Here is a 25,580-nt window from a genome sequence, read left to right on the forward strand (position 1 = left end):
CGAATCCTAGATCACAGAAATGTGATTTAGGATTCGTTTTTTTATTTCATTCTCTAAACGGTGAAATCATCGTTTTGCTACCTTTAAATTATCAGAAAATAAAGTCATTTAAAATTCATGAATTTCTTGAGTCATAGACTTGAATATTATTGAAATTGCTAATATCCTTAGTATACGTATCGGATTTCAAAAAATTATTATTAAGAAAGTGTAGGTCTTTTTTTATGTTATTAACTATTCTTAACATTATTATTTTTGTGGCCTTCCTCGTTGGATTATATGTAATGGCTAAAAGACATGTTTCATTTCCTAAACGTGTATTCTCTGCCTTAGGGTTAGGGATTGTTTTTGGTGTCGTTATTCATTTAATTTACGGCGTGGATTCACAAGTAACTAAACAGTCCATGGATTGGTTTAGCATCGTTGGTGATGGCTACATTGCATTATTACAAATGATTGTAATGCCACTTATTTTCATTTCAATCGTTTCAGCATTTACTAAAATTAAAATTGGGGACAAATTCGCTAAGATCGGAATTTATATTTTTATTTTCTTAATTGGTACCGTTGCTATTGCAGCAATCATTGGTATTATTTCAGCACTCGTATTCGGACTAGATGCTTCATCTATTGACTTAGGCAGTGCCGAAAGTTCAAGAGGTAGTGAAATCGCAAGCCAAGCAAAAGATATGGCCGCTAATACATTACCACAACAAATCTTAGAATTATTACCAAGTAATCCATTCTTAGATTTCACTGGTCAACGTACAACGTCAACAATTGCGGTCGTTATTTTCGCAGCATTTATCGGTTTTGCATTTTTACGTGTTATGCGTAAACAACCTGAAAGTGGACACTTACTTAAACGTGGTATCGATGCATTATATAATTTAGTAATGGCAATCGTGACATTTGTTTTACGTTTAACACCTTATGGTATTTTAGCAATTATGACATCTACCATTGCGACAAGTGATTTTGGTGCTATTTGGACATTAGGTAAGTTCGTGATTGCATCTTACGCAGCACTCATTGTTATGTATATTATTCACCTAATCATTGTTTCAGGTTTAGGTCTCAACCCTGTCACATTTGTTAAGAAAACTGGCGAAGTGCTTATGTTTGCCTTCACTTCTCGTTCAAGTGCAGGATCATTACCACTGAATGTGCAAACTCAGAAGAACCGTTTAGGTGTCCCTGATGGTATCGCTAACTTCTCTGCTTCATTCGGTTTATCAATCGGTCAAAATGGTTGTGCGGGTATTTACCCAGCAATGCTTGCTGTTATGGTAGCGCCAGCAGCTGGTGTAGAAGTTAACTTACAATTTATATTATCTGTCATCGGTGTCGTTATTATCAGTTCATTTGGTGTCGCTGGTGTAGGTGGCGGTGCAACATTTGCATCCATTATTGTATTATCTACATTAAACTTACCAGTCGCACTTGCAGGTGTCTTAATCTCTGTTGAACCATTAATTGATATGGGTCGTACAGCATTGAATGTTAATGACTCTATGCTTGCAGGTACAGGTACAGCAAAATTAACAAACAACCTAGACAAAGACACTTATAACGACAATGAATATGCCGAGATTACAAACTAATATATTTGAATTAATCACTAAATCCGAGTAGCAAGTTTAGTCATAATTCAAGTAAATGGAAAAAGGTTGGAACACATACTGCTCGTTTCACTGTCTCACAAGAGAGAGTTGAACGTTGTGTTCCAACCTTTTTTATATTTTTATCAACCGCTTATTTAATATCACTAATTACATCTAATACTCTGGTTTAAAAGGTCCCCACGTGATTTTGTGTTTTCCATCGAGCGACAGTGTATCGATTGATTTTGACACATCATCAAACCACTTTAGAAATGCTGGTGCTTTCTCTAATTGTGCTTCTATACTGTCTTCGGTAATGTCGTGAAGATACCACGCTTTACTTTCAAATTCATATTGAACTTGAGAATACGCGAGTCTCGTCATATCCACACTATTATATATACAGTTTATTTGTTTAACCATATTAGGCGCCTGAGTAACGATACTATTTGAAATGACCTTTTTGTGCGCTTCATTATCTAAATCATTCCACATTCTTAACTGTCCATTCATTTGGAAGAATATATCAATCGTAGGGTCTTTTTCATCAAAGGAGATCAAGATGAAGATGCGTTCTGCCGTATAATCTACTGAATTAATAACACCGACAATTAATTTTTGAGCCATCTTTTCCCAATAGTGTTGGGCTTCATCGGGCGTGAGTTTACTATTTGATGAATAAATATAGTTTTCATTTTTATTCTGAGACTCCGAAGCATCTGGTTTTTTTCTAAAAATCTTATCAAACATATTCAACTTGATCCCCCCCTTTCGAGTTATCTCAGGATATTAAAAATATTGAAATTATTATAAGTAAATCTTAGTTTTTCAATGAATTATTTTTTAATAAATCCTGATTTATTCAGTTGTTCTAACATATCTAGTCGTTGCTTCGCGCTCATAAAGTTAGCAACTTGATTAGACCATGATTCAGTACGTTCGCCATTTGTACGTGAACTATAATAGTCACTCACTGTTTGATCATATGCTTTTAATGCTTCACGTTGGCTATCTTTATCACTATCATATTTATTAGCATGAAATACATGTTCAAATGGCAATCTTGGTTTAGGGCTACCATTTTCATCATCTTCTGGAATACCTAATGCCATACCAAAAAGTGGGAAAGTATGTTTAGGTAATTCTAAAATTTCTCTTACTCTTTCCACATCGTTTCTTAATGATCCTAAATACACCATGCCATAGCCCATATCTTCAGCTGTCGCTGCAATATTTTGAGCTACTAATGTCGCATCAATAGTGCCTACAAGTAATCCTTCAGCAGATTCAAATGATGTTTGCATATCATGTTTAGATTCCTCATTGATAATGGAATGTCTATAATAATCCATTACAAAAACAAATAAATAGCCATTTTCAACAACATAAGGTTGCCCAGATACTTCTTTCAATTCTTCCTTAATTTTTGGATCATTGATACCAATAATTGAATAGGCTTGTAAATAACTTGAAGTTGATGCACTTTGACCAGCTTCTACCAGTTGTTTTATATGCGCTTCTGATATTGGTTCCTTTTTAAATTTTCTAACCGAATGATGATTCTTCAATAAGTTGTATACATGCTCAGACAATGTTAACCGCTCCTCTTTACATAAAGTTACTCATAGCATAACAAAACAGCGACTGCTTTGTTTACATTATGTTTACCCGTTTTCATTACTATTAAAAGACTTAGAGGTAAATAACTTACTTATTGCAATACAGATTAATCGTATCATTAAAAAAAATCGCACCATGCATGGTTTATTAATAGTTAAATTATTTTATATCACGGTACAAATCCAATTAATGGGTTTAATATAATTAAAATCATTCAATCAATAATTGCGATATGTTATACATAATTTTTCTATATTTTTTTATGAAATACTTTCAAATCACAGATGCACCTTTAGGTTGCTTTAAAATATATGATTTAGTGCGTGACGCATTAAAGGCTCTATATTAAATTATTCGTAAAGGGAGTGATTATTATGGAAATCGGATCAAAAATAAAAGAAAAACGCGAACAAAAACACTGGTCTCAAGACGAACTTGCAGAGATATTGAATATTTCAAGGCAAAGTATTTCAAAATGGGAATTAAACAAAGTTTATCCAAGTATTGATATGCTCATTAAAATGAGTGATTTGTTTGATATCTCTTTAGACGAACTAATCAAAGGCGACAAACAGTTTAAAAAAACAATCATTGAAACATATCAAGATCCTGTATCGTATCATCATCAAAAAAGAGGCATGAATGGTTGGGAATTTTTAGCTGGACACTGGTGGCTATTCTTCCCGATCGCGGGCATGATTTAATGTTGCGTTCTTTTATTTAACAAATTGAATAACACCGCTCAGGACAGTCTGCTATCCGTCTAAACAATGAAATCATTGATTGTTATATAGCTTATAAAATATGAACAGACCATAAGCACGTAAATATTCATCTATATGAATTTAATCAGCACCCAATAATAATATACTTTTTTTAAATAGCCTTTCTTCTCATTTTCATGTTTTAGTTGAGAATTTAAAGGATATTTATTATTTATACAGCGTTATTTTATAAAGTATAACGCTCGATTTTAATGTAAAAATACATTTTTATTGTATACTGAAACACAGAGTCAAAGTGGTTTTTTTAAGCGTTCTCTCAAAATTCTTCTGTGTTGACGAATAATGAGGGAAATGCAATAATAGAATACGAAGATTAGAATTATTATAATTAAGAAACAGAAAAATCTACCCTTACTTAATTCTAATTGAAAATACATTATTAAATAGGAGGATATTTTTATGTCATTAATAAATAAAGAAATTTTACCATTTACAGCTAACGCATACGATCCACAAAAGGATGAATTCTTCGAAGTTTCAGATGAAAACTTAAAAGGTTCATGGAGTGTTGTTTGCTTCTACCCAGCAGACTTTTCATTCGTATGCCCTACTGAATTAGAAGACTTACAAGGTCAATATGATAAATTACAAGAATTAGGTGTCAACGTATATTCTGTATCAACAGATACACACTTCGTACACAAAGCTTGGCATGATCATTCAGATGCAATTAGTAAAATTCAATACACTATGATTGGTGACCCTTCTCAAACAATCACACGCAATTTTGATGTATTAGATGAAGAACTAGGACTTGCACAACGTGGTACGTTTATCGTAGATCCAGATGGCGTTGTACAAGCAGCAGAAGTTAACGCTGACGGTATCGGCCGTGATGCTAGCACATTAGTACACAAAATCAAAGCAGCACAATATGTACGTCAACACCCAGGCGAAGTTTGCCCAGCAAAATGGGAAGAAGGTTCAGAAACATTACAACCTGGTCTTGACTTAGTAGGTAAAATCTAAGGAGGCATTGATTTAAATGCTAAATGATCAGCTTAAATCACAATTACAACAATTACTTCAATTGATGGAAGGCGACGTAGTTCTAAAAGCGAGCCTTGGTTCAGATGATAAATCTAAAGAACTGAAAGAACTTTTAGATGAAGTATCTGTCGCGTCCGATCACATTACTATAGAAGCATCTGACTTGAAACGTACACCAAGCTTTTCAGTAGATAAACCTAATGAAACATCAGGCATTACTTTTGCTGGTTTACCAATGGGTCATGAATTTAATTCTCTAGTTCTTGCTTTGTTACAAGTAAGTGGTCGTCCACCAAAAGAAGAACAAGCCATTATAGATCAAATTAAAGCAATCGATCGTCCACTACATTTTGAAACGTATATTAGCTTAACGTGTCAAAAATGTCCCGACGTAGTTCAAGCATTAAACTTGATGAGTTTATTAAATCCAAATATTTCTCATACAATGATAGATGGCTCTATTTTCAGAGAAGAATCTGAAAATATTATGGCAGTACCCGCTATTTTCTTAGATGGCGAAGAATTTGGTAATGGACGCATGACGATCCAAGATATTTTAGCAAATCTTGGTAGTCAAGCAGACCCAGCTGAATTTAACGATAAAGCACCATACGACGTATTAATTGTCGGTGGTGGTCCTGCAAGTGGTAGCGCTGCAGTCTACACTGCACGTAAAGGTTTACGTACTGGTATCGTCGCAGACCGTATCGGTGGTCAAGTTAACGATACAGCTACCATTGAGAACTTTGTCACTGTTAAAGAAACAGATGGGCCTAAATTCTCATCTGCATTAGAAGATCATATTAAACAATATGATGTCGATGTCATGACAGGTATTCGTGCCAGTGATATTGAAAAAACGGATGACGGTATTGTCGTAACATTAGATAATGGTGCTCAATTGACGAGTAAGACGGTTATTATTTCAACAGGTGCGCGTTGGCGTAAACTAGAAGTCCCAGGTGAAGAAGCATTAATCAATAAAGGTGTTGCATTCTGTCCACACTGTGACGGCCCGTTATTTGAAAATAAAAATGTCGCTGTTATAGGTGGCGGAAATTCAGGCGTCGAAGCTGCAATCGACTTAGCTGGCATCGTTGAACATGTTACATTACTTGAACGTAACGCAAACCTTAAAGCAGACAATATTTTACAGGAACGTTTAAACAGTCTACCTAATGTAACAGTTATTAAAAATGCTCAAACAACCGAAGTACTTGGAGACGATGCAGTGACTGGTATTAAATATCAGGATAAGGCACAAGGCGAGGAACATACGCTAGAATTAGAAGGTATCTTTGTACAAATTGGATTACTACCTAATACAGAGTGGTTAAACAATTATGTAGAACTAAATGATGCCAAAGAAATTAAAGTAGACCGCACGAATGCGACAAGTATCCCAGGTATATTTGCGGCAGGCGATGTCACTGATGATCGCAATAAACAAATTATTATTTCAATGGGCGCAGGTGCTAATGCAGCATTAAATGCTTTTGATTATATTATCAGACATTAGTAATACCCATTATCGTCACTGAAAATTAAAAATTTGAGATATAAATCCCCCCATTCTCAAAATAAGAGGAGTCTGAGACATAAATAGATGTTTCAGGCTCCTCTTTATATTTAAAATCTCACTATTTAGACCGTCCATATTTGCCTAAAATCTGGTTCAAATCTATAGTCTCTCACTCATACTATTTCCCCACGGCATCAGCAAATTACAAAATCACTACAATATATGAATACCCAAAAATTAACACTCTTTCACATAAGGAAATAACTGTCATCTCATTGTAAAACGAATCACCGTGTCAACTAGAGGTATTCATCTCCCATATGCTTTTTCACATCATATAGCTTATTTGATTATTAATTGAAATACAGCACATATCTAAGTAACATTTTATTATGAAAATCTAATGAATATTTTTAAAATTACTAAGTTCATCTCTTTTCTTTTATATTTTGTTCAAAAGATTGTGCGTTTTATTATTTAATACATCATTCAAATAAATAGCACTACATGATACGCTTAAGTTATAATTTTTAAGAACGTGTTTATACATTCATTAGTTTGTTATATACGTATAATTATTTTTAAAGGAGCAGTTTTTATTTATGAAAAAAAGTATATTACTCTCATTGGTCTTAGTGCTAACTGTGATACTCGCAGCATGTTCAAATGATGAATCCGATGATGACAAAGGTTATAGTGGAAAAAACGCACCTAAAAATGTTAAAACAATTACTGAACAAGACATCTTTAATTCAGACAAAAGTGGCGAAACACTAAGCGAAGCAGAAGCTAATAAAGCAATTAAAAAATATCTAGATGTGAACTCAGATATTATAGACAATAAGTATCTAATCCAATACCAATTAGATAAGCAAACAGGTACAGATACAAAGATTACCGATAAACAAGCAAAACGTTTATCCGAACTATCACATAACTCAGTTAAAAATGATGTGCGTTTCAAAAAGTTCGTAAAAAACAACAAATTCCCAGATGGGTATGAAGAAAACCTCAATCGAATCGTTAATTACTTTACAGCCTTAAATAGCACAATCAAAAATGCTGACGAAGACATTGAGCAATTAGATTACCAGCCACAAAACAAACTTAATGTTGCAGATGTACCAACAAAATATGCTGGAGATGTTAACGGGAAACAACAAGATAAAATCAAAAAATTCTTAAAAGATAAAGGTATTAAATCTGAAGCCGTCGACAAATAAGTGACAAACTTATAGTTTAGATATGTTTTCCAACTCTGTCGCTACTTATGTATTTACAAAATATTCGGTTAAGTTACAAAGAGATTACATGTCACCTTTTCATATTTATAAAGGGCTCAAGCCTATTTATATCCATATTAACCATAGTCTATGACTTATTTCTGTAAAAAACCTTACTTAATTGTAAGGTTTTTTAATATGATATCCCTTTTTTTCGCAAAGTAACATTTGTTATGCTTATTTATAAGTTAAAGAACAAATGAATCGAAGCTCAGCCACTCAAGTAATAATTTTAAGGAGGAACACCTTTATGATATTAACAATTTTAATAGGTGCCATGGCTGCTATCTTCATAGCTTTTAATCTCTTTGAGAAGAAAGAAAAATATGGCGTTGTTTCTTATAAAACAATTGCACTTAGTGTAACTTACGTCATACTTGCCGTAATTGTCGGAAGTTTTTTAGACAATTTCAACACGCTATTCCAAGGATTTCATGATAGCTTAACAGCGGCTAAAAGATATTAACCTGAACCGACGATGTCGTAGTTCAGGTTTTTTATGTTATTAGCTATTTGTCTAGTTCATAAGGTACACAGTTTTCAATTTTTCTATCAATCACTGTAGCTTCCGAATCATATCCTAAATATACGAAGCAACAACGTATAACAACTTGATGTGCTACGATAGCAATGGAATCGAGTGAATCATCAATTTCATTTTCAAAAAATTGTTTAACACGTTCCATAACATCCGCATAACTTTCTCCCTCTGGCGCCTTTTGCGTAAAACTGTGACGAAATTCAAGATAATTTTGATCTTCAAAATAGCGCGTATAAGATGGATTTTGTTCCACCGCTTCAACCATTTTACCTTCGAAAATACCAAGCGAACGCTCTCTTAACAAAGGGGTCACGCTTGCCGGAATCGATTTATCAAATATCGCATTATAAGTTTGACGTGTCCGTAATAAATCAGAAATATAAATATGATCTATTGCTTTTTTGTCAAAATAGCTCTGTAATAATTGAGCTGACCATGTGCCTCTCTCAGTAAGTGGTACATCTAATTGTCCACAGAAATAATTTTTCCCTTGTTTCTTATCATAATTTGATTGTGACTCACCATGTCTTACCAAATATATTTTCATATTAACCATCCTCTCTTTTTGTATGCATATGCGCATGATTACCATAATCAATCGGATTAACTAACAATACTGTCATGTTAAGCTTTTACTCTATATTTTTTGAAACTACCTTGTTAGTATACTAAATGAGGTGATACAAATGAATGACAGAGTTATACAAAACAGTACACAAGGAGAACGCGTTCTCGCAGCACTGAGTTATTTTAGTATCTTTTTTGCACCAATCATATTACCTATTTTTATATGGATTTTTGCTGATAGACCTACTTCTAACCACGCAACTAAATCGTTAGCTTATCATATTATAACGTATATTGGACCGATACTTTTAATTCTCAGCATTGGATTTGGTGGCGTCTTAATCAATAATAGTTCTACCATTACCAGTGTGATAATGATTACAGTGTCAATTATTTTATTCGTCATAACCGTTTGGTATACGATCAAAAATATTTATCGTGGTGTCAGAGTATTGATCTCTGAACACGCTTATTTTCATCCCTAAACTGAATAGCAATTTATTTTTTGACAAAATTAGCAACATTTTAAAAGATTATATACGAATTTACTTTAATCCTTTATGCTTAACATAAAAGGAGACAGAGTATATGAATAAAAAATTAACAATTTCTATCATTAGTATTTTAGTCATTATTGGTGTCGTCTTCACCATCTTTATGATTACATCGAGTCAAAAGAGCACATATTATGGCTATATGTCAGATAGTACAACTGCTGAAAAAGTAGTCAGTGAAAAAGACGGTCTCGTGACTAAAAACGTTAAAATAGACAATAAAAATGACGATTTCAAACCTAAAAAATGATAATCCCAAGTGTAGCATGCCATTTTTGGAATCTTAATCGCTTACTTTTATTTGTAATTAATTTTTTCTTAATTAACATATACGTTCCAGACAATATCATGAAAATAGTCCAACACGCTGTCAGTTCTACCAAGTAATTAATAAAAGTATTTTCAGTAAATAATGAGCTATGTATATTTCGTACAACGTTCGCATACGTATGTTTTGCATTTTGATCAGCAACAATTTGATTATTTTGATCTAGAAAAACATAACGTTGGTTCCCTGCCATATCATCTAATGTAATTCTACTATTATAAGGCTCTTCTAAAATACTAACTTTACTTATGTAAAAACCATCAAATTTATCTTCTACTTGATCAACTGCCTGATTAAGTGATTGATGTTCTTTTACAGGACTATCACCGAAAAATTCTGTCTTATAAATATTATTTTCTACTTCTTGGAAAAACAGAAACCCAATGCCCGAAATTGTTAACGTAATCAGTAGCGGCGTAATAAATAACGCTGCATAGAAATGAAGCCTCTGTAATGGATTAAATATATTTTTCAAAAGTTTATTCCCCCTCTCTCTTTTAATATTATAAATAACTAACAAGATTATTATGGAGATAAATTGTGAATATTTCAAAAGAGTTTTACAAACAATTATCTACAATTTAAATTATTTTGTTTATTTATGACTATGGTAACTTGTAATTTAAAATGGGATAAAATAAAACGTCCAACACATCAAGTAATGTCTCAGACGTTCATACATGCTATTTAACTACTTTTACTCAATAGCAGATTAAGTGATAAGCCAATCAATATTGCGCCAACCGTATAATCAAAAATTGCTTTTATTTTTCTATTCGTAAACAATAGCTTAATATATTGAAAAATATAAACACAGAAAATAAACCAGAGCAAAATAACTGTGGTCACAATTGCAGTTAATATAGCAATTTGAGATGTAACAGCTTCACCAGTACTTAAAAATTGCGGCAATATACTGATATAATAAAGTAATGCTTTGGGATTTAAAATCGTACTAAAAAAACCTTGTCTATATGAACTTAAATAAGTAATACGCTGTGCTTTCATCTGAGATGTTGAAAAGTTCATACTTTGTCTTGCACTGATGATACTTCTAATTCCTAGATATATAAGATATATAGCACCTAAAATCTTAATTGTCACAAAGACATAATACATATTAGCCAGTATAAAAATAATACCGAACACAGCTAACAATGAATAAACTACATGAGCTGACGTAATACCTAAGGCTGCCATAGCGCCATTACCTTTTCCTGAGGTAATCGAATTTTTCATTACGACAAAGAAATCCGGCCCCGGAACAATAATAATCATTAATGTTATGATAATAAATGCTGCCAAACCTTCCATAGACTACATCCCACCTTTGTACTTCATGGTATCAGTTACCAAATATCCCCGCAATATCGTAATTGACAGTTTTTTATTTTAACTCATATGATTTGAGGAAAAATGAATGCTTATGTGACAATATTACATTTTTATTGAAGCCTGATTACTAGATATGATATATTAAAGGTGTAGTTGGAAACCGACTACTAGTCTTTTATATTCATGAACATATTACTCTTAAGGCGACACGGATGTGTCGTCTTTTTTTATATAAACGTACATTGTCTACACTGCAATACTGTGTTTCGATATTCATCACGTCCTATATAAACTTGAAAATTGAATAATCCCTCATCACATTTTTGACCGTATAATATTTACCAAATTGTCCTTCACTTTAACTCACTAATTTTAAACCAATCGTACTTCCCAATATCACTAAAATACATACTACTCTTTTAATATCCTTAGATTCATTATAAAAGATCATCCCAAGAATTGCGCCACCTACTGCACCAATACCTGTCCATATTGCGTACGCTGTGCTCATCGGAAGGTACATCATTGCGGTAGATAATGCCATGAAACTCACAGCAAAAAAGAAAATGAGTCCCATTGCATCTCGTTTTTGACGATGATGCACATATGCATTTAAAAAATTTATACCTAACATTTCAAAGACACCTGCAAAAACTAATAAGATCCATGCCATTATGCTTCTCCTCCTTTATTTGTAGTTACTAATTTCAGGCTAATGACACCTGCAAGTAAAATGATAATTAACATTATTTTCATAACATTAAACGGTTCGCCAAAAAACAAGAAATCAAACAACGTAACCCATGTTGTTCCGAGACCTACAAACACGGCATACGCTGTGCCTACAGGCAGAACCTTTGAAGCATCTACTAATAAATAAAAGCTTACAAATATAGCAATCATCGTAAACAGCCATTCCCACCAAGATGACGCATGGGTTAAACCAATCACCCATCCTACTTCAAAAAATGTTGCGATAATAATTTTAATCCAATTCATTCCTATGTCCTCCTTTAAAATAAAAAAAGCCCGGGAGATAGTGTTAATTACTATCTCCCAGGCTTTTATCCTTCCGTGTCACATAAAAATATGTGGCTTTCTCTCGGACCAGACCAAAGTAATCACCTTGCGGAACCCTAGAAAGCTTTATTCGATTAATTATATCGTAGCAAATTACACTAACGATTACAAGCATGCTCATTCATTTCATCCAGTTTAAAATAATTATTATTAAGAAAAGGCTTAAGCATGCGTTTACATGTAAAATTTTACAAATTTCCAAGAATTTTTAAGTCAAAACCCTCTACATTTTATAAATTTTAATGTATAATCAGTTATATATTGTAATTATTATAATCTAGATAAAGATGAGTTGAAATTTATTCTCATTTACATCAATCAATGCTTCATATGCATTGAAATATAATATAAGCGAGGGATAACGATGCAGTTACTAAATTATAAAATGCACAATGATGAACTAATCGCTACTGTACTTTCCGACAAAAAGCAATTATTTAAATATACGTTTGATATTACGACGCCAGAATATGAAATATTAGATGTCCTTGAAGAAATAAATCACTATGTAGACAATGGACAACACCCACTTGGTTGTTCTTTACTTAAAAATTATGCCTACGAGGACGTGAGTCACAATCTTTTATAATCTTCTTTACACAACAAAAAGATGAGTATATCTGTTATGAATTAAACAGTATACTCATCTTTTAATTTTGCATTATTATAAATAGCCATTCCAGTTTTTAATTTTCGAAATCCAAGCGCTTCGTAAAATGATTCATTCCCAGTAGTTGCGATAAGATGAATACAAGAAAGTTCCCCTAAATAATTAACCATTTCTTGAACAATTTTATTGCCAACGCCTTTAGATTGATAAGTGGTATCTACTACAACATCATAAATCGCGGCATTAAACACACCATCTGACATCGCTCTAGCGAAACCAATCACTTGTCCCTCTCTTTTTGCAATCACGACATGTGTCGCAGTATTAAATAGTGTAATCACTTCTTCTTGATTATGGCCATTCCAATGGTTCCCATGATAAATGCGCACTATTTCATCTATATCATTCATATCAAATTGATACTCATATTTTATATCCATTTAGCACACCTTCCAAAATAATTTTCAATATTTATAAACCACATCGTTCTTTATATATGAATTATTAAATAATATATATTTTAACATGAATCTTTAAAAATTAATGGATGTCATAGCAATCTATTGATTTTAATACATATTAACTAATTTCATTATTACGTATAACGCTGATCATGATGTATAAATAGAAATATACATTGTACACGTTAATTATTAGCTACTGACGGGTAAATATATATTAAACGGGGCGATAACATTGTCACGCAACGCAATCAATACTGAATATTTATTAGGAGGCGACTTATCATGTGGATTGGTTCAATCATACTCATCATTGTCGGTATTGTGTTACTCATCATAAATCAGCAGACTTCTAAAAAGGAAGGCGTAAGCAAAAAACAAAGTTATATTAGTATCGGCATTGTTTGTATCATTATTGGTGCTTTTTACCTTATCGGACAGATTATTAAAGCCTTGGTTAGTTAAAGTCATATAAAAAAGCTCGGGGCTATGATGAGACCCGAGCTTTTTAACTTCCTATATTGATCGTTGAGTGTAAATTTATTTACATATTAAATAAATCGTTAAATGACTCTACCATCGTTGGGTGTGTATAAATGTTTGTATTCAATACTTTATATGATAATTTTTGATCAATGGCTAATTTTACTAAATTGATAATTTCTTCAGATTCTTTACCATATAACGTCACACCCAAGATAGTTTCGCTATCTTTATCAACGACTGCTTTAAATAAGCCTCTTGGATCGTTGTTTACTTTATGTCTAGGGATTGTATTAACTGGAACCGTATTTTCCATAATATGATATCCCTGTGCTTTGGCTTCTTTACCAGTTAAACCAACACGTGCTAATGGCGGATCAATAAATACTGTATAAGGCACAGCGCCACGATTTTCAGTAGAACGTTCACCATTACCAAACAATTGATCTTTCACGATTCTAAAGTCATCTAATGAAATATATGTGAACTGCATACCACCTTTAACGTCGCCTAATGCATAAACGTTTGCTGCAGTTGTTTGGAGGTGTTCATTTACTTTAATTTCACCATGTTCACCCAATTCAATATCTGTATTTTCAAGATTTAAATCTGTATTGGGTTTGCGACCAGTAGCTAATAGTACAGCATCCGCTTCGTATGTGCCATCTGTCGTATGAACAAGTGTACCTGCTTCAACATCTTCAAATCTTTCTGTATTCGCGTTTAATACGATATCGACTTGTTTATCTGCTAAGTCTTTTTTAACTTCTTTAACGATATCTTCGTCTTCTCTCGGCATGATATCATCGCCACGTTCTAGGACAGTGACTTGTGTACCAAAATTGGCAAACATAGATGCAAATTCTAATGCAATATAGCCACCACCAACAATAACTAATTTTTTAGGTTGGAAATCTAGATTCATAATACCTGTAGAATCATATAAATGTTTTGAACTTTCTACACCATTAATCGGTGGAATAACTGATTTTGCACCTGTATTAATGACTACATGCTCTGCAGATAATGTTTCTACCACATCACCTTGATCATTTAATAAATTGACTTCGCGATTCGATTTAAATTTAGCTGTGTAATCTAATACATCAATATTGTCTTCATCTGCTAAATTATGATAGTTCTTGCTATTTAATGCATTAACAACATCTGTTTTTCTTGAAAATGCTCGGTCAAACGAACCATGGTCTAAGCCTTCATGTACAAGTGTTTTAGAAGGAATACAACCGATATTAATACAAGTACCACCATACATCTCTTGAGATTTTTCAACGACAGCTACTTTTTTACCTTGTGCTGAAGCAAATTTCGCTAGTGTTTTACCACCTTTACCAAATCCTATAATCACTAAATCATACTGTTTCATGAGAATCCTCCTTTAATACTTCGTTTAATACGTCTTGGATAGTTACACTTTTATAATAATCAATTAGTAAGGCTTGCTCTCTTTTATGAAAATTAGACATTGTATGACCTATTTCCCTGGAAATTTCACAGTCACTACCTTCATCACCTGTAAACAATCGTCCATCCGATCTTTCTTCACTAAATGCAACAAATAATTCAGCGAGATTCACTTTCTTTGTTTGATCATTCGCTTGATACCCCCCGTATTTACCACGGCTTGCGTCCAAGTACTGTTGATTATTCAATTTTCTCGTGACTCTTCTTAACTGTACAGGATTAACACAAATGCGTTCTGCTAATTCACTACTACTATACCGTTCATCCGGATGTTTCACTAAAAACGTCAGAAGATGCACAGCAATATTAAACTCTAAATTCATGAACATCACCTTTTTAATTGTAACTTTTATAATTACATTAAGACATATGCCGTTTATTTTGAAAAGTATTTTGCTTATATTTTTGTACTCCCTCTTTTTTAACATTTATAAAAAAAGAGCGAGATTGTCATCTAATTAATTTAGATCTCTGTTTCTCGCTCAATCACTTTCACTATAAAATGGCTGCTCTAATGGTAACGCCATGCTCTAAGTAGGCTTTCAAAACAACTGAGCATATAAACCCAGCCTTCTTTTTGACCTAATAATTGCTTCACATCTTGCATGTCGAAGTCTTTTTCAGTTGTTGTTACAACAGTGCCCGCTTCACCCTCTTCAAATTGAATGGTTACAGGATGTGCACCCCAAGTAAATGCTATTAACTGGTTGTCCTCCACCCGCTCAATGTTGATATTTAACTCAGCATCATATTCTTCATAACGGAGTGTAATGGCTTTACCTTGTTCCCATCTTTCAGAACTAGAAGAGAACCAGAATCCTCCAATTTTCTCTGGATCTACAAATGCTTCAAAAACAGTTTCTCTTGGTACATCAACTTGCATTTTTGTTATGATATCTATCCCAACCACGTCCTTCCTATTTGTATAATATGAATTTTACATATGTTTGACATAATTTGCACTTAGCATGATATTTTATGACGATTTAACTTCACTTAGTTTGAACAGTTAAATATTTTGTATTACCTGTTTTATTTTATATACTTAAATTTAAGTAATACAAAAATTATGGGGGCGATATAATGATTCAAAGATTAGATGAAGTAATGATTTATGTTTATGATCATGATAAAGCAATTACTTTTTGGACTAAAAATTTAGATTTCAAAGTAGTAGAAGATACTGAAGAAATGCAAATGCGTGTGGTTAAATTAGCACCCAATGACGATGCGCAAACTGCTATTGTTCTACAAGACAAAGCTAAAGTAGATGAAATGGATATGGGCGTTAGCACTGATACACCCTCTTTGATTTTTGCTACTACACAATTCGATGAACTATTTAATCGTCTAAAAGATAGCCAAGTAACTGTTGGCGACATTATGACATTACCTATGGGACGCGTTTTTAATTTTGCTGATGAAGAAAACAACTATTTTGCAGTAAAAGAAGTTTAGATTCCAACATAGTTTGAGCCGTTCTATTTTATTTGTCATTGATATTGATAATGGGCTAACTGTCTATCATTCATCACTTTATTACCAAAGTAACAAGATTGTAATAAATATATGACACGATTAATGTTTGATTTCTGGGAGTGGGACAGAAATCAAATTTTCTAATAGAGATTTCGTAGTCCCACCCCGGCAAGGATGACTAGGATTGAAATGTTTACCTGAGCTAAAGCTCATGCATAAGTCTCACTAACTTAATGAATTAATCAGTGAGACTTTACATTTTCAATTCAGTCATCTACTGCCTAAATGAAAAAGAGCCTGTGACATCTATTTCTGTCTCAGGCTCATGCTTAACAAGGGAGTATTATGAAAAACGCATTCCATTCTTATTTATATTATTTAATCATGTTGATTATTGTGGGAATTATTCTGGCGACACTTTATTTCTTATATGTTTGGAAAAATGACCAACCACAAAATCAAGATCATTATAAAAATTTCACTGAACTTAAATCAGATACTAAAGAACATCGTGATTGGCAAACAAATGCCAAAACAACAAATAACAAAGATATACTCGTTACAGCGATTCATGGAGGAGGCATTGAGCCTGGCACTTCAGAATTAGCTAAACTTATTTCTAAAAAAGGTGATTATAATTTATATAGTTTTGAAGGTTTAATGAAATCAAATAATCAAAAATTACATATTACCTCAACCCGTTTTGATGACCCCAAACTAATTAAATTAACGAATCAATCAAATGAATCGATTTCGATACACGGTATACAAGAACAGAAGAAAGTTGTCTATATCGGTGGTAAAGATAAAGCTATGGCCAAATCAATTACTAAAGAACTCGAAAAAGAAGGATTTAATGTTGAAAAGAGCCCCAACTATGTTAATGGAGATTCCAGTAAAAATATCATCAATAAAAATGAGACGGGCTCGGGCGTTCAATTAGAAATCTCAACTCAGTATCGTAAATCTTTTTTTGATCATGGGCGTCTCGATAGAAAAACACGTGAAAATCCCAATGATTATAAACAATCAATATACGATTTTGCTGAAGCTGTAACAAAAGGTATTAAGGAACAAACAAATAAAAATTAATAGGCAACTTAACCAGAATCGTTAAAACTATATGACGATTCTGGTTTTTTAAATTCAAAAAGTTTTCTAAAAAATTTACTTGCTTTTTTAAAGTATAGGTATAAAATACAATTGATTAAAATAGTAAAGGAAATGAATCATGAAACAATTAACTAAGCCTTTATACTTTTACCTATTACTTTTTATTACAACAACACTGATTGGCGCGTTACTATTATATTTGCCAATCACAGGTAAACATCCTATTGATTTTGTGGACGCCTTTTTTATAGCTGCTAGTGCATTTACGGTAACTGGGTTAGCTACTATAGATGTCTCTACCCAATTCAATTGGTTGGGCGATACGATTATCATGTCACTCATACAAATCGGTGGATTAGGGATCGTCACTGTGACACTTTTAACCTTTATATTAATCAATAAGCGAATTAGTAATAAAAGTCGCTACCTCGTCATGGCAATGTGGAACATTGATACGCCTGGGGGCATAATCCGCTTAATCTTACAATTTGTTTTGTATAGTTTGGTAACTGAACTTGTAGGTGCGTTATGTATTGCGTTATCCTTTATTCCAAAGTATGGCTTAGGACAAGGGGTGTTTTTAAGTATATTCACTTCTGTGTCTGCTTTTAATAATGCTGGTTTTGCACTTTTCAAAGATAACCTAATCAGTACGGTTAACGACCCTATTATCACTATAACCGTGCCCTTATTAATTATTATGGGTGGCATAGGTCCACTTGTATTTCTTGATTTAGTAACAACACAAAAATTAACTAAACTTAAATTACATTCCAAAATCGTTTTGAGTACAACTTTCATATTAATCATCGTCGGTAGCATTTCGTTTTTCATTTTAGAATATCCATCCACATTAAATCATTTATCTTTGATTGAAAAAATTGGAGCTTCATTTTTTCAATCCGTCACAACACGTACTGCTGGATTTAATACCGTTGATATCGGACAAATTTCCACACCTACATCAATGATGATGATGTTATTTATGTTTATCGGTGGTGCACCCATCAGTTCTGCTGGTGGTATCAAAGTAACCAGCTTAGTTCTGACGCTATTATTTATAAAAAGTACATTAAGAAACGAGAGCCATCCAGCTATATTTAAAAAATCTATACCTGAACGTACACTTAAAATTGCTGTTACCATCACGCTTTTAGCAACTATCTTTGTATTAAGTATATCGTTTATTGTGAGTGTGCTAAATCCACATACATCCTATACGACCGTATTATTTGAAGTGATTTCAGCGTTCGGCACTGTAGGTTTAAGCATGAATTTCACAACTGACTATGGTACTGTAACTAAAATCATTATTATTGTAACGATGCTTATTGGTAAAATTGGCATCCTCACTTTTGTGCAATTATTTATTAGTGAAAAGAAACAATTATTCCATTATGCAAAAGACAATGTACAGTTATAAAAATAAGCACATATCTACCTCACCGTGGATATGTGCTTATTTTTTTATTTATGATTCTAGCTTCATTATTGCGCCGAAATATTGCTGACATGTTGTAAACGTTATAAAAGCAATAAGTTCACTCATTTCTGCTTCAGTCAAATGGTCGTTTAAAGTCTGTAAAATATAATCAGGAATTTCCGTTCCTAATTTCATATAAACATCAACAAAACCAAGACATATCATAGATTTTTCATCAGTAAATTTTCCCGATGGTTGCCCTTTTGCTTTACAATACGCGCATCCGTGATTTTGAGCAAGCATGCTTCTTATTTCTTCTTTTAAATCGCTAGACAGTTGGTTATCTGTTTCTAGAGATTCACTTAAATTACTCCAACTTAACATGATATCTTTGTTATATCCAAGCAACATTTGAAAAGGCGTAGTACCATTTTCCGATAATTGAATTAATGCCATTATAATCACTCCTTGATTATCCATTATTTTATGGCATTATTAACTATATTGAAATGCTATTTTTTAAGTAAAAATAGTTAAATGCTTTATTATTTAAGGAGTTTTTATAAATGGACTTAACAAATAGAAAAATCTTACAAAGTTTAAATGAAGATAGTAGCAGATCATTAAGCGATATTAGTGAAATTACAAATCTTTCCATCCCCGCTGTTCGTGAACGCATTAATAAATTAAAAGATTCAGGAATTATAAAGAACTATACCATTGATATTGATTACAGTGCTTTAGGCTATGATATAGATATCATCATTGAAATCGTTATTAAAAACAATTTATATAAAGATTTCAAAACCTTTATTGCAGAACAGAGCCACGTCGCATTTTGTTATCGTATATCAGGAGATAGCTGCTTTTTATTTAAAGCAAGATTTAAAACCATGCAAGATGTAGAAACGTTTATAGATATTTTGCAAAAATATGGCCATACAAAAACACATTTTATATTTTCAGAAACGGTTTGATATCAAACGTTCCTTCTTTCAGCTACTATTTTTAGAACTACTGATTCATTTAATGAAAATTAGTAGTTCTTATGCTTGGATTTTTTACAAAACAAGCATTTTTAATTTATATCTAAATCTTACCTTCAGTCTAATCAAGTTCCTCTATTTTCTCTTTTTTGAATCTTTACTCAAATTGTATTTTCTATTCATGATACCTACCGATATGCTTATCAATATAAAAATGATATAGAATATTAATCCATATCCCTTATATGCTGAAAAACCAAAATATACGTATACCATAATAGTTATACAAATTATCGATGCTATATACAATAAGCAATAAAAATTATTAAAATACTTCATTTGCATCACCTAATTCTTTTAATATATTTACATTTTGTCACATTTTCCATCTTATTCACAAATAAATATAGTACAATATTAATAATTACTTATACTAAGGAGAATCTCAAATGAAAAAATTACTATTTTTATTATTATCTTGTTTTTTGGTCTTAGCAGCATGTAGTCATTCTGAAGAAAAACATTCGAAAAATACGAAAGAAAGCCATTCAGATAAATCACAAAAAACAAAAAGTAATAAAAAAATTGAAAATAAAGATCAACCAAATAACCAATCTAAAACAGAAGATGCTAATAGTGATGAGCAACCTTCTTCAGAACCTGCATCAACACAAAATGAACAAAATGAAGTAGCTGTGTCAACAGAAGAACCAAGTAATGAAATTCCATCCAATGTAACACCAGATACTGCAGAAGATAATCAAGTGCAACAACCTACTCAAACTAAACAACAAATCGACTTAAATAGTATGCCAGCGACTGATTTTTCAACAGATCGCATGTCTGAGGAAGCACAACAACAAATCCAAGATTTAACAAAACAAAAAGACTTCGAGGGATTGCCTCAAGAAGAGTACAATGCAAAGTTTCAGAAATTATGAATAATGAAATGAACTAATATCGAAACAGGAGTGACAATCTTATGCACTTTTCAACAGATTCAAACATACCGTTAAATCAATTAGTTAATTTATATAATGATGTTGGATGGTCTAACTATACTACTAATCCAACCAAACTAAAGGAAGCTATCATTAATTCCTTACATGTACTTTCACTATGGGAAAATGAAACGCTTATCGGGCTTATTCGAACCGTGGGTGATGGTGTTTCTATAATTTATATTCAAGACATACTGATATTAAAACCATTTCAAAATAAAGGACTAGGTAGTCAACTTTTAACTACTATATTGAATAAATATCAAAATGTGATGCAAGTTGTTCTTTTAACGGATAACACTGATAAAACAAGACATTTTTATGAAAAATACGGTTTATTTTCAAATGATAAATATCATACTGTTGCATTTATGCTATTTAGACATACGCTTTAAGATCTTTATATAAATTAAAAGAGACACTTCACTATTGTAATTTAACAATTAAATGAAGTGTCTTTATTAATCTATTTCATTTTCAGTATTTGACCGACTTTAATACTATTGGAATTCAATTTGTTATCTGCTTTAATTTTATTTACAGTAGTCTTTTGATTTTTAGCAATACTGTATAATGTATCACCTTTTTTTACGGTATATGTTTTAACTAAATACAGTGTTTGACCTTTACTAATGCTATCAGATTTAAGATTATTCCACTTTTTAATATTATCTACACTGACGCCACTTCTTTTTGAAATATTATATAACGTGTCACCAGTGACAACTGTATGAGTATCGCCGGATATGTCGCCATTATTACTTGGTGCTTTCAACTTTAATGTCTGACCAACTGATAAGGAATTACTCTTCAAGTTATTCCATTTTTTAATATTATCAATCGTTACACCGCTTCTTTTAGAAATACTATACAATGTATCGCCTTTAACCACTTTATAAGTCGCACCTGTAATAGCGTCATTGTTCCCACCCGAGAGTACTTTATAATGTTTTTGAACTAAACTGTAAAACTGATTCATATTGTATCCCCATTGACTAAAATAACCAACTGGATCAGAGTGATCTGTGCCGCCCCAATATTGGCTGATGGCATTGTGACTAATAATTGTGCCTGTTCCTTGATTATTATCTGCAAGTGACGGTGTTAAACCATTTTCTTTTAACATTTTTGCAGCTAAGTATGCCTGATTATTAACAGATTTAGCAAAACCATCAAACGTATTAGATCGTGTTAATTCAATTTGATAAAAATACGGATTGGCATTTGCACCAGCACCCCATGCTAAATAGTTACTCGGCGCAGTTTGAATAATTTTATCACTGCTTGCATAGGCATGCACGAACGCACTATTGTAATTGTTGTACATGTAGTTCACTTCACCATCAATCGTACTGCTTGGATTGGCCGTTTCATGAATAACTACGCCTATAAATTTTCCAGACTTATAATTATATTTAGGTAAATTATTCATTCTAGCATCTTGGACGATTTGGGCTGGCTTTATATTATTATTTGCAATATATGTATTGACGTCTTGGTATGCTCTATTCGCAAACGTACGTGCTTCAACAGTATTATGTTCTGCTACTTTATTATGTAATTTTAAATCTTCTGGTGTTAATTGGTCCTTCAGCGCTTGTGGGCTCATCTTTTGAGCTTTTTCAAAATTAATCGGTTTACTTGTATTCTCTTTTTCATTTTTTTCTGTTGTTTGCTTATGATTGCCTTCTTGCGCTTGTGCGACTGTTGTACTTAAAATTAAACTCGTTGCCAATACTACTGACAAACTCAACCTATATTTCATAAAATATCTCCTTTGTTTTGACCATAGCCATATTAGAAGTGCCACTGTATATTCAAACACCTATATTTTTAGTTTATAATATTATTCAAACATTCACAAAAATTTTTATTATTTTATACTACTTATTATTTTTGGTGATTTCACTATAAATTTATTTTGAAAATTAAAAACCACCATCTTCAAAGATGGTGGCTTCATTATATATCAGTGAACACACTAGATAATATTGCGATTAATGCAATGACTAATACAAATACGAGCAATGCATCAATTCTTTTTTGATTACGACTTTTAGGCGGTTTCCTAAATTCTTTTAATGCCACAATACCTGCTACTATTACAAGCACTAAACAAATCAAGTGGAAGATTAATACAAACGTAGCCATGTTCATCACCCCTAATATGATCAATATAAATTCAAACGCAAGTGTTTATAATTAAGCATTCATGAACTTATTAACTTAAAAGCATAATGAATTTCATCGTATAAAGGTTAGTCTGCGCGTAGTCTTTGTATTAAAATACCCCTTTCATAACAATCAGAAACGAAATTCTAGAATTCACTTAGCATTAGATCATCTTTCTCTTAAGATTGTCTATGGTCTTTTATAACATCTGCCAGTTGTTGCTCAGATTCGTCATCACTTTCAGCTAAATGTTCCACAATCGTTGTGTAATCTTTTTCAGATTTATTCTGACTTAATTTATATGCAGCTTGTATGTCATTCACTTTAATTTTGAAACCAACAATACCCTTGATTTGCTGTTTGGTATTATCCAACAAATTATTCCAAGTTGCACCATCTTCTCGATGTCCCTCGTATTGATCTAATAGTTTTGCTAAATCTGCCTCAAGCGCTTCATGCGTTAATAACTGTCCTTCTCCATAAATATGAACACTTTGATAATCCCAAGTTGGGACATCTTCATTTTCATACCATGTAGATGAGACATAGCCATGTGGTCCTTGGAAAATGACTAAGATTGACTTATTGTTATTCAATGTTCGCCATTGCTGATTACCTTTTGCCAGATGTCCAGAAACATACAGCTGCTTATCATCCTCATAAATATTCACTGGCACATGCGTGGCAACAGGTTGCTCCCCATCAATCGAAACGACTGTCGCAAAATTATACGCATTGATAAAACGTTTAATTTCCTCATAATCTTTCATTTCATAATATTTAGGAATATACATCATTCCCACCCCTTTAATCAGTAAATACAATAATGCAAAATTTATATACTGGCTAAGCCTTGTACATCATGGTGATATGCTTTAGTCAACTCACGACATGAAGTGACTTTACCAGACTCATTAAATTTAAATATCGCATAGACTTCAATATTGCCTTTCGAACTATCTTTTTTCTCTACCCTAACATCATATCTTAAAAATATAGTTTGTTGTTGTTCGTCTATCAACATATCTTTAAATTGCTCTATTGTTAAAGTCTTTACCACTTCTTTTAATTTTTGAAGATGCAACTTAAATTCCGTTAAATTTAACGTATCATGCTCTGTTTCTTGGATATACTCAGCTGCAAAATAATGTTCTATTTTTTCAGTATCCAAATTAATCAGGATATCTTGGTAGAAATTTTCAATTTGTGTTTTTAATAATTGATTATCTAACATATGTCTTATGCCTCCATCTTTTATTATTGAAAACGAATTTTCAAAGCTGTTGTATAGTCGCTATTTTAAAATCTGAAGCGTACTTTAATCCATAACCAAGCGTCCGATCCATACTTATATGCGCGAACCAAATAAGCGCAATTTGGAGTAATATGGGTTATTTTAACAATAAATATAATATCGTTACTAAACTTGGCAACACATACGTAAGTCCAACATTATAGACCGTGCTACCTATCCGTTTATTAAATACATAGCCAATGGCAGTTAAATCTGGCGCTAATAAAAATATTAAAAAGAGCCAAAAAGAAAAATCAAACATAAAATATAAACTAATGACTAGAATTAAAACAAAGACATTTTCCACTTTTATTAAATTGCGCATGTAACATCTCCTAATCATAAAAACTGATACGTATCAATTTATAATTATAGTTTATGGCAACAACTAAAGATATACAACTATGTATAATCTTTAATAAATTTACATAAAATTTATATATGACTTACAATGTTGTCACTTGAGCAATGTATTGTTTATTACATTATTTTTTTGTGTTTTACTTGTTTTATCGGAGGTGAAATATCTTGGATCATGATAACAATCAAAACGTACTTTCATCATTAAATTATTTTAGTGTATTTTTTGCGCCAATCTTATTTCCTATAATTGTTTGGATATTCACTCAAAAACCAGTAACCACACATGCCAAAAAGGCACTATTAAACCATATAGGTGTGGCAATTTTTTATTTTTTAAGTAGTATCGTTTTTATATTTTCTAAAGAAGTCTATGAGAAACCCTTTGATAACCCTATGACGATTTCCTATACCTCTATCACTCTAGGTTTACATTTTGCAATTATCGTCGTTATGCTATTTATCTTTAATTTAATTCGAGGTATCAAGCTTTTATCAAAATAATTA

At 32.2% G+C, this 25,580-nt stretch carries 32 protein-coding genes, 2 pseudogenes and 1 riboswitch; of the genes and pseudogenes, 17 read left to right on the forward strand and 17 right to left on the reverse strand.

Annotated elements, in window-relative coordinates:
- The first annotated feature begins 224 nt into the window (after positions 1-224).
- On the forward strand, positions 225-1,604 hold the full coding sequence (locus M1D64_RS12275; RefSeq protein WP_037539132.1) for an L-cystine transporter: 1,380 nt from the start codon (positions 225-227) through the stop codon (positions 1,602-1,604).
- 174 nt (positions 1,605-1,778) lie between these two features.
- On the opposite strand, the gene M1D64_RS12280 is transcribed toward M1D64_RS12275, so the two are convergent.
- Both M1D64_RS12280 and nfsA read right to left on the reverse strand, forming a co-directional pair.
- Entirely contained in the window at positions 1,779-2,354 is a 576-nt protein-coding gene (locus tag M1D64_RS12280; RefSeq protein WP_002484271.1) for a hypothetical protein, read from the reverse strand.
- An 86-nt stretch (positions 2,355-2,440) separates the two neighbouring features.
- A complete protein-coding gene (gene nfsA, locus M1D64_RS12285) occupies positions 2,441-3,196 on the reverse strand; it encodes an oxygen-insensitive NADPH nitroreductase (RefSeq protein WP_037539133.1) in 756 nt (251 codons plus the stop codon).
- A 402-nt stretch (positions 3,197-3,598) separates the two neighbouring features.
- Here nfsA and M1D64_RS12290 point away from each other — a divergent pair, with 402 nt between their 5' ends.
- The 5 genes from M1D64_RS12290 (at position 3,599) to M1D64_RS12310 (ending at position 8,270) form a co-directional block, all read left to right on the forward strand.
- The gene (locus M1D64_RS12290; RefSeq protein ID WP_002484273.1) at positions 3,599-3,928 is read left to right on the forward strand and encodes a helix-turn-helix domain-containing protein; all 330 of its coding nucleotides are present in this window, start codon (positions 3,599-3,601) and stop codon (positions 3,926-3,928) included.
- Positions 3,929-4,408: 480 nt separating this feature from the next.
- A complete protein-coding gene (ahpC, locus tag M1D64_RS12295) occupies positions 4,409-4,978 on the forward strand; it encodes an alkyl hydroperoxide reductase subunit C (RefSeq protein ID WP_002484274.1) in 570 nt (189 codons plus the stop codon).
- Positions 4,979-4,994: 16 nt separating this feature from the next.
- A complete protein-coding gene (gene ahpF / locus M1D64_RS12300; protein ID WP_002484275.1) occupies positions 4,995-6,518 on the forward strand; it encodes an alkyl hydroperoxide reductase subunit F in 1,524 nt (507 codons plus the stop codon).
- Between the two features lie 605 nt (positions 6,519-7,123).
- Entirely contained in the window at positions 7,124-7,744 is a 621-nt protein-coding gene (locus M1D64_RS12305; RefSeq protein WP_069826206.1) for an NDxxF motif lipoprotein, read from the forward strand.
- Between the two features lie 310 nt (positions 7,745-8,054).
- Positions 8,055-8,270: a hypothetical protein gene (locus M1D64_RS12310; RefSeq protein ID WP_011303933.1), complete on the forward strand. Its 216-nt coding sequence runs from the start codon at positions 8,055-8,057 to the stop codon at positions 8,268-8,270.
- Between the two features lie 43 nt (positions 8,271-8,313).
- Here the strand turns inward: M1D64_RS12310 and M1D64_RS12315 are convergent, their stop codons facing one another.
- Positions 8,314-8,892, reverse strand: coding sequence for a histidine phosphatase family protein (locus M1D64_RS12315; RefSeq protein ID WP_069826207.1), 579 nt, complete (start codon positions 8,890-8,892; stop codon positions 8,314-8,316).
- 139 nt (positions 8,893-9,031) lie between these two features.
- Between M1D64_RS12315 and M1D64_RS12320 the strand changes: the two genes are divergently transcribed.
- Both M1D64_RS12320 and M1D64_RS12325 read left to right on the forward strand, forming a co-directional pair.
- The gene (locus tag M1D64_RS12320; protein WP_480977503.1) at positions 9,032-9,397 is read left to right on the forward strand and encodes a magnetosome magnetite crystal formation protein family; all 366 of its coding nucleotides are present in this window, start codon (positions 9,032-9,034) and stop codon (positions 9,395-9,397) included.
- Between the two features lie 211 nt (positions 9,398-9,608).
- Positions 9,609-9,716: a DUF4889 domain-containing protein gene (locus M1D64_RS12325; RefSeq protein WP_480977571.1), complete on the forward strand. Its 108-nt coding sequence runs from the start codon at positions 9,609-9,611 to the stop codon at positions 9,714-9,716.
- Here M1D64_RS12325 and M1D64_RS12330 read toward each other — a convergent pair.
- From M1D64_RS12330 to M1D64_RS12345, 4 genes and pseudogenes are all read right to left on the reverse strand, one after another.
- Positions 9,712-10,269, reverse strand: a pseudogene (locus tag M1D64_RS12330) (PepSY-associated TM helix domain-containing protein); the annotation flags it as partial. The gene M1D64_RS12325 and the pseudogene M1D64_RS12330 overlap by 5 nt on opposite strands.
- 212 nt (positions 10,270-10,481) lie before the next feature.
- Positions 10,482-11,108, reverse strand: a complete 627-nt coding sequence (locus tag M1D64_RS12335; protein ID WP_069838262.1) for a LysE family translocator — start codon at positions 11,106-11,108, stop codon at positions 10,482-10,484.
- Positions 11,109-11,487: 379 nt separating this feature from the next.
- Positions 11,488-11,802 (reverse strand): DMT family transporter, encoded by a 315-nt coding sequence (locus M1D64_RS12340; protein WP_047505262.1) that lies wholly within the window; start codon positions 11,800-11,802, stop codon positions 11,488-11,490.
- Positions 11,802-12,128, reverse strand: coding sequence for a DMT family transporter (locus tag M1D64_RS12345; protein WP_145437624.1), 327 nt, complete (start codon positions 12,126-12,128; stop codon positions 11,802-11,804). Before M1D64_RS12345 ends, M1D64_RS12340 begins: the two co-directional genes overlap by 1 nt.
- Positions 12,129-12,180: 52 nt before the next feature.
- Positions 12,181-12,280: riboswitch (guanidine-I (ykkC/yxkD leader) on the reverse strand.
- A 293-nt stretch (positions 12,281-12,573) separates the two neighbouring features.
- Between M1D64_RS12345 and M1D64_RS12350 the strand changes: the two genes are divergently transcribed.
- Positions 12,574-12,798, forward strand: a complete 225-nt coding sequence (locus M1D64_RS12350) for a hypothetical protein (RefSeq protein WP_037539142.1) — start codon at positions 12,574-12,576, stop codon at positions 12,796-12,798.
- A gap of 41 nt (positions 12,799-12,839) precedes the next feature.
- On the opposite strand, the gene M1D64_RS12355 is transcribed toward M1D64_RS12350, so the two are convergent.
- Positions 12,840-13,259 (reverse strand): GNAT family N-acetyltransferase, encoded by a 420-nt coding sequence (locus M1D64_RS12355; RefSeq protein ID WP_002484284.1) that lies wholly within the window; start codon positions 13,257-13,259, stop codon positions 12,840-12,842.
- A 306-nt stretch (positions 13,260-13,565) separates the two neighbouring features.
- Here M1D64_RS12355 and M1D64_RS12360 point away from each other — a divergent pair, with 306 nt between their 5' ends.
- Positions 13,566-13,745, forward strand: coding sequence for a hypothetical protein (locus M1D64_RS12360; protein ID WP_002484285.1), 180 nt, complete (start codon positions 13,566-13,568; stop codon positions 13,743-13,745).
- A gap of 79 nt (positions 13,746-13,824) precedes the next feature.
- Here the strand turns inward: M1D64_RS12360 and merA are convergent, their stop codons facing one another.
- From merA to M1D64_RS12375, 3 genes are all read right to left on the reverse strand, one after another.
- Positions 13,825-15,147 carry a hypothiocyanous acid reductase MerA gene (gene merA / locus M1D64_RS12365; RefSeq protein WP_145437625.1) on the reverse strand — a complete coding sequence of 441 codons (1,323 nt, stop codon included), beginning with the start codon at positions 15,145-15,147 and terminating at the stop codon, positions 13,825-13,827.
- Positions 15,134-15,568, reverse strand: coding sequence for a redox-sensitive transcriptional regulator HypR (hypR, locus tag M1D64_RS12370; protein ID WP_069821896.1), 435 nt, complete (start codon positions 15,566-15,568; stop codon positions 15,134-15,136). Before hypR ends, merA begins: the two co-directional genes overlap by 14 nt.
- Before the next feature lie 188 nt (positions 15,569-15,756).
- Positions 15,757-16,155 (reverse strand): SRPBCC domain-containing protein, encoded by a 399-nt coding sequence (locus M1D64_RS12375; RefSeq protein WP_309543877.1) that lies wholly within the window; start codon positions 16,153-16,155, stop codon positions 15,757-15,759.
- A 173-nt stretch (positions 16,156-16,328) separates the two neighbouring features.
- On the opposite strand from M1D64_RS12375, the gene M1D64_RS12380 reads away from it, so the two are divergent.
- The 3 genes from M1D64_RS12380 (at position 16,329) to M1D64_RS12390 (ending at position 19,260) form a co-directional block, all read left to right on the forward strand.
- The gene (locus M1D64_RS12380) at positions 16,329-16,703 is read left to right on the forward strand and encodes a VOC family protein (RefSeq protein WP_069821897.1); all 375 of its coding nucleotides are present in this window, start codon (positions 16,329-16,331) and stop codon (positions 16,701-16,703) included.
- Between the two features lie 366 nt (positions 16,704-17,069).
- Positions 17,070-17,816, forward strand: a complete 747-nt coding sequence (locus M1D64_RS12385; RefSeq protein WP_069821898.1) for a poly-gamma-glutamate hydrolase family protein — start codon at positions 17,070-17,072, stop codon at positions 17,814-17,816.
- Between the two features lie 139 nt (positions 17,817-17,955).
- On the forward strand, positions 17,956-19,260 hold the full coding sequence (locus M1D64_RS12390) for a TrkH family potassium uptake protein (RefSeq protein WP_126424528.1): 1,305 nt from the start codon (positions 17,956-17,958) through the stop codon (positions 19,258-19,260).
- 48 nt (positions 19,261-19,308) lie between these two features.
- Here the strand turns inward: M1D64_RS12390 and M1D64_RS12395 are convergent, their stop codons facing one another.
- Positions 19,309-19,716, reverse strand: a complete 408-nt coding sequence (locus M1D64_RS12395) for a carboxymuconolactone decarboxylase family protein (RefSeq protein WP_326023758.1) — start codon at positions 19,714-19,716, stop codon at positions 19,309-19,311.
- Between the two features lie 110 nt (positions 19,717-19,826).
- Between M1D64_RS12395 and M1D64_RS12400 the strand changes: the two genes are divergently transcribed.
- From M1D64_RS12400 to M1D64_RS12410, 3 genes are all read left to right on the forward strand, one after another.
- Positions 19,827-20,237, forward strand: coding sequence for an Lrp/AsnC family transcriptional regulator (locus M1D64_RS12400; RefSeq protein ID WP_041079834.1), 411 nt, complete (start codon positions 19,827-19,829; stop codon positions 20,235-20,237).
- Positions 20,238-20,695: 458 nt separating this feature from the next.
- Positions 20,696-21,187, forward strand: a complete 492-nt coding sequence (locus tag M1D64_RS12405) for a hypothetical protein (RefSeq protein WP_480977504.1) — start codon at positions 20,696-20,698, stop codon at positions 21,185-21,187.
- Positions 21,188-21,228: 41 nt separating this feature from the next.
- Positions 21,229-21,642: a GNAT family N-acetyltransferase gene (locus M1D64_RS12410; protein WP_041079832.1), complete on the forward strand. Its 414-nt coding sequence runs from the start codon at positions 21,229-21,231 to the stop codon at positions 21,640-21,642.
- A 71-nt stretch (positions 21,643-21,713) separates the two neighbouring features.
- Here M1D64_RS12410 and M1D64_RS12415 read toward each other — a convergent pair whose 3' ends face one another.
- From M1D64_RS12415 to M1D64_RS12435, 5 genes and pseudogenes are all read right to left on the reverse strand, one after another.
- Entirely contained in the window at positions 21,714-23,012 is a 1,299-nt protein-coding gene (locus tag M1D64_RS12415) for a peptidoglycan recognition protein family protein (protein ID WP_480977505.1), read from the reverse strand.
- Positions 23,013-23,209: 197 nt separating this feature from the next.
- Positions 23,210-23,398 (reverse strand): hypothetical protein, encoded by a 189-nt coding sequence (locus tag M1D64_RS12420; RefSeq protein WP_037539147.1) that lies wholly within the window; start codon positions 23,396-23,398, stop codon positions 23,210-23,212.
- Positions 23,399-23,598: 200 nt separating this feature from the next.
- The gene (locus M1D64_RS12425) at positions 23,599-24,213 is read right to left on the reverse strand and encodes an FMN-binding negative transcriptional regulator (RefSeq protein ID WP_069826210.1); all 615 of its coding nucleotides are present in this window, start codon (positions 24,211-24,213) and stop codon (positions 23,599-23,601) included.
- A gap of 41 nt (positions 24,214-24,254) precedes the next feature.
- On the reverse strand, positions 24,255-24,653 hold the full coding sequence (locus tag M1D64_RS12430; protein WP_041079828.1) for a hypothetical protein: 399 nt from the start codon (positions 24,651-24,653) through the stop codon (positions 24,255-24,257).
- Between the two features lie 40 nt (positions 24,654-24,693).
- Positions 24,694-25,038 (reverse strand): annotated as a pseudogene (locus M1D64_RS12435) (DUF4260 domain-containing protein).
- A gap of 203 nt (positions 25,039-25,241) precedes the next feature.
- Here M1D64_RS12435 and M1D64_RS12440 point away from each other — a divergent pair.
- Complete coding sequence (locus M1D64_RS12440) at positions 25,242-25,577, forward strand: magnetosome magnetite crystal formation protein family (protein WP_052463671.1); 336 nt, start codon at positions 25,242-25,244, stop codon at positions 25,575-25,577.
- The last annotated feature ends 3 nt before the right edge of the window (positions 25,578-25,580 follow it).

This window comes from Staphylococcus sp. Z5-21 (genome assembly GCF_056529615.1).